General features: G+C 52.9%; 11 protein-coding genes and 1 riboswitch. Of the genes, 1 reads left to right on the plus strand and 10 read right to left on the minus strand.

The window, feature by feature from the left end; all coding sequences use genetic code 11:
* From ACOJWD_RS01210 to ACOJWD_RS01225, 4 genes are all read right to left on the minus strand, one after another.
* Positions 1-516 (minus strand): cupin domain-containing protein (locus ACOJWD_RS01210; protein WP_486991397.1); only part of this gene is annotated, 516 nt, incomplete at its 3' end.
* Positions 517-532: 16 nt separating this feature from the next.
* Positions 533-1159, minus strand: a complete 627-nt coding sequence (mtnB, locus tag ACOJWD_RS01215; RefSeq protein WP_486991398.1) for a methylthioribulose 1-phosphate dehydratase — start codon at positions 1157-1159, stop codon at positions 533-535.
* A complete protein-coding gene (locus ACOJWD_RS01220) occupies positions 1156-1821 on the minus strand; it encodes an MtnX-like HAD-IB family phosphatase (RefSeq protein WP_486991399.1) in 666 nt (221 codons plus the stop codon). Before ACOJWD_RS01220 ends, mtnB begins: the two co-directional genes overlap by 4 nt.
* Positions 1818-2942 carry a 2,3-diketo-5-methylthiopentyl-1-phosphate enolase gene (locus tag ACOJWD_RS01225; protein WP_486991400.1) on the minus strand — a complete coding sequence of 375 codons (1125 nt, stop codon included), beginning with the start codon at positions 2940-2942 and terminating at the stop codon, positions 1818-1820. Before ACOJWD_RS01225 ends, ACOJWD_RS01220 begins: the two co-directional genes overlap by 4 nt.
* A gap of 52 nt (positions 2943-2994) precedes the next feature.
* Positions 2995-3109, minus strand: a riboswitch (SAM riboswitch).
* Between the two features lie 323 nt (positions 3110-3432).
* On the opposite strand from ACOJWD_RS01225, the gene ACOJWD_RS01230 reads away from it, so the two are divergent.
* Positions 3433-4881: an APC family permease gene (locus tag ACOJWD_RS01230; RefSeq protein WP_486991401.1), complete on the plus strand. Its 1449-nt coding sequence runs from the start codon at positions 3433-3435 to the stop codon at positions 4879-4881.
* Between the two features lie 206 nt (positions 4882-5087).
* On the opposite strand, the gene ACOJWD_RS01235 is transcribed toward ACOJWD_RS01230, so the two are convergent.
* The 6 genes from ACOJWD_RS01235 to ACOJWD_RS01260 all read right to left on the minus strand — a co-directional run bounded on the left by ACOJWD_RS01235 (position 5088) and on the right by ACOJWD_RS01260 (position 10360).
* Positions 5088-5435: a hypothetical protein gene (locus tag ACOJWD_RS01235; RefSeq protein ID WP_486991402.1), complete on the minus strand. Its 348-nt coding sequence runs from the start codon at positions 5433-5435 to the stop codon at positions 5088-5090.
* A 552-nt stretch (positions 5436-5987) separates the two neighbouring features.
* Positions 5988-6980, minus strand: a complete 993-nt coding sequence (locus tag ACOJWD_RS01240) for an NAD-dependent epimerase/dehydratase family protein (protein WP_486991403.1) — start codon at positions 6978-6980, stop codon at positions 5988-5990.
* Positions 6977-7603 carry a sigma-70 family RNA polymerase sigma factor gene (locus tag ACOJWD_RS01245; RefSeq protein ID WP_486991404.1) on the minus strand — a complete coding sequence of 209 codons (627 nt, stop codon included), beginning with the start codon at positions 7601-7603 and terminating at the stop codon, positions 6977-6979. The genes ACOJWD_RS01240 and ACOJWD_RS01245 overlap by 4 nt, the downstream gene beginning before the upstream one ends.
* A 17-nt stretch (positions 7604-7620) precedes the next feature.
* Positions 7621-8223, minus strand: a complete 603-nt coding sequence (locus ACOJWD_RS01250) for an ATP-dependent Clp protease proteolytic subunit (protein WP_486991405.1) — start codon at positions 8221-8223, stop codon at positions 7621-7623.
* A gap of 711 nt (positions 8224-8934) precedes the next feature.
* Positions 8935-9408, minus strand: coding sequence for a hypothetical protein (locus tag ACOJWD_RS01255; protein WP_486991406.1), 474 nt, complete (start codon positions 9406-9408; stop codon positions 8935-8937).
* 391 nt (positions 9409-9799) lie between these two features.
* A complete protein-coding gene (locus ACOJWD_RS01260; protein ID WP_486991407.1) occupies positions 9800-10360 on the minus strand; it encodes a CGNR zinc finger domain-containing protein in 561 nt (186 codons plus the stop codon).
* Between the last annotated feature and the right edge of the window lie 205 nt (positions 10361-10565).

The following is a 10565-nucleotide window of genomic DNA, read 5'->3' on the forward strand; positions in this document are numbered from 1 at the left end:
ATCCTCTGCATAAATGGCCACCCACCCGTCGGCGCTTTGGAAAAGCCGGATCGCCTTCACATCGCGTGTGGAGGTGAGAGTAAAATAGTGTTCTGTCCCGGTGGGTACGGAGATGAGGTCTCCTGCTCGGACGGTAATACTAAAGGTGTCCCCGCCACGCGTGAGCGTGAAGATACCTTCGCCATCGACGATGAATCGTACCTCATCTTCGGTGTGATGATGCGTGCGCTCAAAGTTTCTGAGCAGCTCTTCGAGGTTCGGTGTGCCTTCACCGTTGAGGACAATCACATCATGGGAAATGTAGCCTCGTTCGGCAGAAATCCGAGCCAGTTGGTCATGGAACACCTCTAAGATGCTGCTTTTATCCTCATCAGAAAGCGTCTTGCGCTCTCTCAATGAGAGAGGCAGGGCATCGACGGGCCAGTATTCGTAGTGCACGTCGTGATCGTTGAGGTAGGCTTTGACCTGATCTTGGGGAATAATTCGCTGGGTTTGGTGTTCCAGAACTTCTGGCATGGAAAAACACTCCTTTTTATAAAATGGGGACGGCGGTTTCGCTTAACTGGTCTAAAAGATACCACTCGAATAGGAACTCAAACGCTTCGAGATGGCGTAGGGCCGCGTCAAGACTCTCTCCAAACGCATAAATTCCGTGGTTTCGCACTAAGATTCCGGGTACGGCGGGATTCAGGGCACTTTCCACCGCCGCTTTGAGAGCAGGAATATGGGCGTGATTGGGCACCACCGGAAGATCGAGGCACGCGTCTTCATCCCAATAGCCGAGCGCCTTAATCATTTCGTGGTGAGAAAAATGAAGATAGTGGTCATGGGCATATTTGCTCACCACATTATTATGCACGGTGTGGACGTGCAAGGAGGCGCCTGCCTCGGTGTGCTGATAGATGGTCTGGTGCACCAAGGTTTCAAACGACGGTTTCCCTTCGCCTTCGAGGATTCTTCCCGCATCATCTAACGTGAGAATGTCCTTTTCTTCTAATCGACCTTTGTCGACTCCACTACGGGTAATATAGAGTTTTTGTTGTAGGCGATCATAGATTGATAGATTGCCAGAGGTCGCACGAAGCCACCCACGCTGCGCGAGGATATGACCGATATGGATTAATTGCGATCGGATTTCTGATTCCAATGAGGTACTCATGTGCGCGCTCCTTCCGAATGGACCACAAACAAAGACTCCAAAATGTCATCAAATGTTTCAAATGGAGTATACGGGACATTTTCTTGATGCAGATAATTCGACAATTGACCTCGGGAAAACACTCGATCGGCGTGGCGAGCGCCATTGTAGTCTGTAACGCCGTCGCCGATGAAGACAATGGGGACCCCATACTGCTGACGCAATTCATCGACCACCTGATATTTGCATAGCCCACATCCTCCTGGGCAGGGGGGTAGGCACGGATATTGCCACTCAATGGTGATGCGATCGGTATCAAAATTGGCGTGATTGACGATGCGCTCCGTCGTGCTGTCAAGGAGAACCGCATCTAACATGAAATCGAGACCGTTAGAGACAATGTAAAAGGGGATGCTCGCGGCCTTAAGCACCTTCTCGAATTGATAATAACCGGGGCGGATGCGTGCAGTATCGTGTAAGTAGCTTTCGTATTCACGCTTCCCGTCACTCGGGAGGGTGGAGAACAGTTCGGCCAGTCCAGTGCGCAATGAGACGTCACGACGTTGAATGGCGGTGATGAGTTGTTGATTTTTTGGTGCGACATGGGTAGTGAGCGCTACCACCAAGTCTTTTTGGGTAATCGTCCCATCAAAGTCTGATACCACCACAAACGGAATACTCATGAGAGAACCACCTCGGGATAGCGTTCTGCAGCATCCACTAAAATTTGGGCACCTACGGTGGTGCCACTGGGGTGACCATGAATGGCTCCTCCGGCATTAATCACAATGTCTGCACCAAAGTCGCGAAATAGGTCCGCTAAGATCCCTACATGGATCCCCGCGGAAGGTCCGGGTAAGACCGCGGGAAATTCTCCATCACGTCGCAGCGCATCCGCCACCGATATGGCGTTTTCTTTCGGCATGGCGACGCTTCCGTAGGGCGATGGATAGAGGACGATGTCGGCACCGGCCAGCCGGGGCAAGAGTCCTAGGAGAATGGCCGGATGAATACCGATATTTGGATTGCCAATTTGTCCGCCGGAAAAGGCGGGATGTACAATGAGCGGTACGCGAATACCTTCCTGTTTGAGGTCGCTCAGAACATCGAGACCCAACGTATATGCCGAGATAAGAAATGCGCTGGCACCCGCGTTTACGGCCCGGCGAGCATCCTCCATAATTTGCCGGGGAGTGCCGCTCAGATTGACCGCATAAAGCCCCTTCTTGCCTGTGCGTTCTTCACGTTCTGCGAGGAGATCATGGGCCAGGCGAATGCGATCAAGGAGGGGAGCATCGCCATCGGCCATATAGATCTCATCATCTTTCACTAAATCCACACCACCGTCAATCTGTTCCTGAAACGCCGACTGAAATTCTTTGAGTGATCGCCCGTTTTCGCTTTTGAAAATGGACATCACCAAGGGCCGCTGAGGGACATTGAGGTATGCGCGCAATCCGGGAATTCCGTAGGTCGGGCCAGGGAACGCACGTTGATAACTCCTGGGGAGATCGAGTCGGTAAAGTTGAATTAGGCCGTCGAGCGACAATTTGCCAAAGACGACGGTTAAGAGGGATGCGATGGAGGGGCGCACGTTGACAACGGGATAACGAATTTCAAAGAAGCCGACAGTTCCTTCGCGGGTAATAGCACCCACCTCGCCGAGATATTGGCTCAGATGGGGTTGCCGGGTGGCGGGGAGATCGGTCCAAGACCCTACGGTCATACCAACCGCGATGGCGTCCGCTTTTTCAGCAATACTGGTCGTCCAGGGCACTCTATAGGTGGCTGTAATATACTCCAACAAAAACGGCTCCTTTCATCAAAGACGAAAGAGGCCGACAATAAAAGGCGCTCTCTCATCTGTCGGTACCATACATCTACCGTCGGAATTGGCACCGCATTCTCCCCAAGGGAGAACCGGTTGCCCAGGTGTCATCGGGCCGATCCCTCTACCTGTCTAGATAAGAGTTCATGCAATATATAGTTGAAAAGTACAATACGCCCGCTCAAGCAGGGTGTCAATAGGTGCAAGCAGGGAAAAGAAGTGCAAGGGATGAGGGCATCGGGAAAGTGGGCGGTCAGAGATAACATATGGCCGGGCTCTGCGACCGTTTTGCGAGACGAGAAGTAGGCGCGATGAGGACTTTTCCCAATGATCTTTAAATCTTGTGAAAATCTATCAGAGAGAGATCGTGGAACGCTATTGACGGAATGCTATGGCCATGATAATTTATTATCAAATGCAATAAAGTTGCATATGCATAAAATTGGTGTTTAAGGAGGATCGAAAAATGGCATCGGCGATGGAAAAGAGACCGAGTGATGGTCGTCTCGAACCTAATGTTGTGAGCTTCTTTGGGTTGGTGAGCCAAAGCTTAGCCGGTATGGCTCCGACTTGTGATGTGGTAGCCTTCATGACTGCGGGGGCGGCGTTTGCACTCGTCGCGCTTCCCTTATCCTATCTCTTAGCTTTTGCGTTAATGTTCATCGAAGTGAATACGATTTACCACTTATCTAAGCATCGTAACTCTGCGGGCGGATATTATGCCTATGTGTCCTCGGGACTTGGTCCTACAGCCGCCCTCATCACGGCTATCATGGTGATTTTCTATCAGGTGGTGAGCGTCGCCGGTGTGCCAGTCTATGTGGCTGGAGTCTTTTTGCCGGGTTTGGCGCATATGGTCGGGATTAACCTTCCTAGTTGGTTTTGGATCATCGGTATCGCTTTCTTCATTGGCGTGCCATGGTTGCTCACCGTATTAGGTATTCGCCCGACGGTGAAAACATTGGTCGTGACTAGCGGTATTGAAATTGCCTTTCTTATCGTGACCTCCATGATCATCATTGGCCGTACGCATATCATTCAACCATTACACCCGTTCGATATGGCTTCTGTTGGCGTCAAGGGAGTGGCCATGGGCATGATCTTTGCCATTACCAGTTTTATTGGTGTCGGCAGTCATGCTCCCTTGGGGGAAGAAAGCAAAGCGAAGGGTATTCAAACACAAAAGGGGCGGGTGATCGGTAAGGCCGCGATTGTTTCTCTCACTTTAGTGGGCGCTGCCTTAACATTGGCAGCGTATGCACTCACAGTGGGTTGGGGCCAGGCCAATATGGGCGCCTTTGCGAGCGCTAATGCCCCGGGTGTCACGGTCTATCTGCACTATTTCGGACCCGTTGGCGCCATTGCGTTGGTGACCTTGGCCATCAATAGTGCACTGATGGACGATCTTGCGTTGTTGACGAGTTCGGCCCGGGTTCTCTATGCGGTGGGGCGTGACAAGCTGTTGCAGACCAGCTTTGCGCACGTCAATGGTCGCCGTGCGCCCATTAACAGCGTGACATTTCTGGCCGTGGTTGCCCTATTCATTGCTCTCGGATTCGGTTTTTGGTTGGGACCGGTTCAAGCCTTTAATGTCTTGACCACCGCTGTCCTGTTCGGGCTCGTCAGCGCGCATACGTTAATGAACATCTCTCTTATGCGCATTTCGCACGGTGAACGCAACCTGGGTCAGGTCTTGTTTCACCTCGCCCTTCCCGTATTGGCCATGGGGCTATTCTGGTTTGTCCTTTATGAATCGCTATTGCCATTTGTATTTCCTCTGGCATGGGCAGGCGTGTTCTGGGCGGTTGTCACGATTCCGGCGATTCTCTACGCTGTGAGAGCCACGCGCAACTTGGATGCGGACAAAGGACATCACTTGGGCATCTATGAAGAGGACGCTCCTGTCGGGGTGTAAGAAAAGGCCGGGATAAAGGCGGATGGTGGTAAGCGTCCGCCTTTATCCATTTCATAAGTCTTGCAGCGCTAGGTCGATGATTCTAAATACCGGCACCGTCCCCCGGGGTCGTTTGACGTCATCATGAATATCACCGATACGTGTGAGAACAGACGGTCATGATAACCCGTCATACCTCGGAAATTCTGGTGCATTATCCCTATCTGTCATGAGATATGCAGTGCGGCAATCACCTTTTCGGGACTGTCGGTTCCGATGATCAGTGCATCATAATGCTCGCCGGTGAGGGTCACTTTGATACCGCGTTTGGTCTGATGGTGCACGATGGCAAATATGGTCTCCGATCCTGACATAAAGGTACCCATGGCAAATACCCCGGGAAGGCGCGATCCGGGCATTTTGATTCCATGCACGGCATGGATGACATCGTCCAGAACCGTGATGTGTTGCACAGCGGATACCGGGACCCGGATATCGCCATGCACCCCTTCGGCCTTTTCTATCGTCGTTAGTTTTAGAACCAATGTGTCGCCATCTCTTATCAGTTCCGCCATAGGATCGCTCTCCTTGATATTTCTGATGTCCTCTCATGACAATGGTGGTTTACATTGCGGATTTTGCAAACAGCACATGCGCATTGCATGACGGCTAGCCGCCATGCATGACAGCTTCAGCATGCGCTCTACATGAGCCAGTATAGCCAAATCTTCGTCATCTCGGCTCCAATTTATGCAGGATAGCGTTAATTAATGGCGGTTGGCGAATGGAGACCTGGCGAGGTCCGCTCGTCTCGGCGTCGTCTTTAAGTCGAATCACATTGCAGTCCATTGTTGGGAATTCCCTAGCTTAATCGGCTTGGGATGGGACGGCTCTTTGTGCCTATGCAACGCCTGAGGCGAACGCCACTTTTCGATGATGAGGGTTCGAGCGGTTAGGACGCCTTGAGGCTTGTCAAATCATGCATATGATGCTCTTAGAGGTTAGCGTCTTCGAGCGTTTCGAAACTTTTGGTCCCGTGGGAGAGGGCAGGTTGCTAGGCGTTAGTAAGATTATCGAGAACCTCGGTCGGCTGCGCGAACCCCCGCAGTGAGTGTCAAAGAGGGCCGTCATCCTCCTTTCTGGCGCCAAGCGGCGAGAAGCGCGTTATGCCGCTCGTCATCTAGGCCAGCGGTTAGGTGAGGTGCGCCACGGGATTGATCCCATTGCCACGTGTCATGGATTGTTTCCGTTACCGGGCGAAGACTCAGGCCGGCGTCGCGAGCCCGGTCGATATTGACTGCGAGAAACCCGGGCCAGCCCATCCGTTCAGAGATCCACAAGGGGAGGTCGGTCCATTCCGCAATATGGTGTTCGCGAAGAAAGGGCTCCGGTATCCACACAGGCTTGCCGGCGTCGGGTAGCGCTTCGCGAAAGGCGGCGATTAACGCGCCCATCGTGAGCGGCTCTATGGGGCCGGTGGCCTGGAAGGTGCCGGATGCGGACCGCTCTAACAGCTGCAGCATCCACGCCGCAAGGTCTCGTGCGTCGATAAATTGGACGGGCCGATCATCCGGTCGCGGCACCACAACAGCTTGCCCGCTGGCAAACCGTCGCACCCAGTAGGTGAATCTGTCGGTTGGGTCATGAGGCCCTACGATGAGTCCTGGCCGGACGATGAGCGCCCGTTGGCCAAACCCTTGACGCACTTCCTCTTCACAGAGAGCCTTTAGGGGACCGTAGGACTGAAAAATGTCTTCGTCGTCTGGATTTTTCAACCGGTCGACGGGCGAATCCTCCGTCATCTGAACTTGGTGGAAGTCACGATACACGGAAATGCTGGAGACAAAGAGGTAGCGGGACACGTAGGGAGCGAGCTGCTCAACGGATTGTCGCACCACCCGGGGGAGATAGCCGCTGGTGTCAATGACCGCATCCCACTGGTGGCCCAAAAGAAGCACTATGTCTTCGGCGCGGTCACCGTGAATTTGCTTCACATTCGGGAAAGCTCCCGGATCGGTTTTTCCGCGGTTGAATAGCGTCAGGTCATGGTGGTGTAGAAGCGCAGCCTCCACCAAATGACGGCCAAGAAAATGGGTACCACCTAACACCAGAATTTTCACTGGGGCAGCCCCCCTCGTTCCGTCAGTTGCTCTCGGAGACGCAGCCGAGCTCGCTGACGTCGTTTGCGAGTGGTTTCGTAATCGGGGTGATTTGAGGCCGGTAATTGGCGGATTTGGAGAATCTCGCGATCCCGCGTTGGCAACTCGCTGAGTGCTTGGGCGAGGTCGATGGCCCATTCGGTCGCGTCCATCGTGTCATCCACCTGTCCTCCCTGGTGGTCAGACAGCGGTACAATTTTAGAACCGTGATGATATCCTTGTTCGCGCCGATAAGCACGGCGGATGCGTTGATGGATATGATTTTTGACGTAAGCAGTAAAAGTGGTGCGATGACGGCGTGGTCCATAGCCGAAGACCGCTTCCCACAGCGCCAATGCGCCCTCTCCCATTAAGTCATCCAGGTCTCCGCCTGATCGGGCGTAACGCCTGGCTTCCTGCGAGACCATTGGCCAAAAATTGGCGATATACGCCTCTTGAATGTCAATACGACCGCGCCTCAGCTCTGGCAACAGCATATCTTGCCAGACGATGAGAGACACTGGAGGCGTCTCGTGAATCGCAACTTGAATGGTGCGCAATAGCGGAGAAATGTCTTTACTGCCGTATAATAATGCGGATTCCATGATGTCGCTCCTTTCGGCTATCTTTCCTTGCGGGGCTTGCTAATTTGATCGATTAGACCATACGCTTGCGACGCTTCAGCGCTGAGCCAACAATCGCGTCCCACATCGGCCGCGACCCGCTCTACTGGTTGCCCCGTATGCTTTGCTAATAAGTGTATCAGGACTTCTTTGGTCACTGCTAGCTCGTCGAGCGTAATCTTGAGGTCGGTCACCTTGCCTCCTAGTCCTCCACCAATCGCTGGCTCGTGGATCATGATGCGGCTATGTGCCAGGGCGTAGCGATGACTTGGCTGCCCTCCGGCCAGTAGAAGAGCCGCCATGCTGGCAGCCAGCCCGGTGGTTACGGTATGGATAGGTGGACTGATGTACTGCATCGTGTCGTAGATTGATATGCCGGCCGTGGTTGATCCGCCGGGCGAATCAATATAAAGATGGACCGGCAGGGTCGGATGCTCGCTTTCAAGAAATAGCAATTGGGCTACCACTAAACTAGCCATATTATCGTCAATAGGCCCGGTAAGAAAGATGATGCGCTCCCGAAGCAGGCGCGAGAAGATGTCGAAGGAACGTTCGCCGTGGGAGGTCGGTTCGAGCACGATGGGGACGAAGTTGTTTGCCATGTTTTCACCTCATTGGTGATATGTTCCGGCTGCGTTGGGTTCGGGACAGTGGAGACCACTTTTTAGATAGAGCGCTTCCTTTTTCAAGTACTTCAGGATCAGTTGCAAAAGTGGGCTGTCCCTTGGCTCGCTCGACCAGAGCTTTCCCTAAAGAAGTTACGTGCCCGTGACGTGGCACCGATCATTTAGGGCTCTGTCACAAACGATGACAATTTCGGGGAGATAGAATACAGGCATCGCTATCTTCTTCCGATAATCCAATATGATGTCGTCGCGGACGCTTTGTAACCGAACGGCCGGCTGGGTCGCAGAGTCGTGGCTCAAACCCTCCTCCGCATACTTTAGTGGCACGGGCCATCAACGAATCTCGGTAGACAATTTTTATGCGCATGTAGAGGAGTCAACTCGCTGAGGATTCGGGAGTGTGGAGATGATGAAGCACTGACAGCAGGGAAAGAGTCCAAATGGCAAACGATGCGGTCGGAGCCCCATGGTATCCCAACCTTTTGCTGGGGAGGTGCTCTAGATTGGTTGCAGCATTTGGCTACGCTGCCGCAAACGTGGGAATGATGCTGGACGGGCAACATGATGCTGTTGCGTGCGGGTATGGGGAAACCCAAGGTTCAGTGTCTTGTGGACCCAGGTGCTTTTGGTCGCGAAGACACTGGACTTTGGCTCTAAAGACTCCTGAAGAGCAGAACTCTAGGGGGGCTAATTGAGCAATTGGTTTAATTTCGATCCGGGGTCCTTCTTTAACATGATGATACCCATCACCAGGAGATAGATCCAGGCGAGAAGAGACATGCCGCGGCCAAATGAGTACAAAGCAAACTGGATGTGGCCGACGAGAGGTTTAGGGGCGATGCCGAACGGTAATGAGGTAACGCCCGAGAGGAAGTACATACTCATGTTATAGAGTGTGAATAGGATGGGTAAGAGGTAGTAGCGGCGCAGTCCCAAAAGGTAGACCACTGCGATGAGACCATAGGTGGCGGTTTCTACGTCAATCCAATAGGACACAATCGGGGTAGATCCGGGACTCGCATAGAGATGCGCGGCGACATCCACTAAGGCAAAGAATACCATCGACAGCCGAAGCAAGTCGAGGCTACGATGATCCGGATTCAAAATTTGAATATCTGGCGTCTGGCTGGTAGAACGAAGATAGTGGGTGGGATGGGTCATCAGAATCACTCTTTCTCGAATTAGATTTGTTGCACTTAGCATATCTTTAGAGGCTGTGGCTGGAAAACGGGCGAATGGTCCTGAATTTTTTGCTCCCCAGCCGGTCTGGGACGGACGGATGGTCCCTCGAAAATTTTTGGGGGGATTTAGTGGATGGGCGAGCGAAGTAGTGGGAATAGGGCCACTGGCCCTTGATGACGATGTATGGACCAGTCCTATTTGCCGGGATCATGGAAGGTATGGAACGGATTGTCATAGAGGAAAGTTTTTGGGTCCCACGCGGTTCAGAATTTCACCGATATCCGCGAGGAGTGGTCTCTCAAGCCGATTAACCCATGAGGTAGATATTCCATTAGCATGGTGCCTTCAGAGGAGAACATGTCAGCCACGGTTATTGTGGCTTGCGTCGATGCGACGCGACGCGCTCGCGGGTTGAACAACGAGAAGAGCAGTATCGACGACCGCCGCCTTGTCCTAAATTGATAAACGGGCGCTCGCACGATGGGGACGCACATATTCCCCCCGGGGGGCGTTGTTTTTCGCTCGCTAGAATCGCGAGTGCCATGGCAGATGAGCTGACAAACCAGGTGCGCCACGGAGCATTGTCCGTCGCGTCTACATGGAGATGCCACGGTGAATTGTCATGGGACGTTAAGCGTGGCGAGGTGGCGTAGCGGGCAAGTAAGGCATTAATATGCTCCACCGTTGACCCCATATCAGGACACCGAAATATGGCATAGATGTCCTGCGCTCCGTGCCGCAACTCCCTAATGTCGGTGGAATTTAGGTCTGGCTGGGGTTCCCCATATTCTCGTAAGAGACTAGCTGTCAGCACACGGGCGGTCTCGTCATCGTGCGATTCGACGACCAACACGGTTATGAGGGCGACGGCTCGTTGGGCCGCGTGAATTGCCGACCCCAGGGGCCATTGGTTTACATTGCTCGAACTCATAAACTTAGTATATCATCTGTAACATGATATTTAAAATAATGCGTTACAGAATGGCAAGATATCTTATAGGGGCTTTTCTGTCACGGCTCAGCGATGCGATGAATGGGCAAGTGATTCTGTTGCTAAGTCTTTCGTTATTCTATCGGATGGCGTTCGGTGCAGATGTTTTAGGGGTGCTCACCGCTTCATCTGCATTGGGAGGACC

This window comes from Sulfobacillus sp. TH-112 (genome assembly GCF_057473405.1).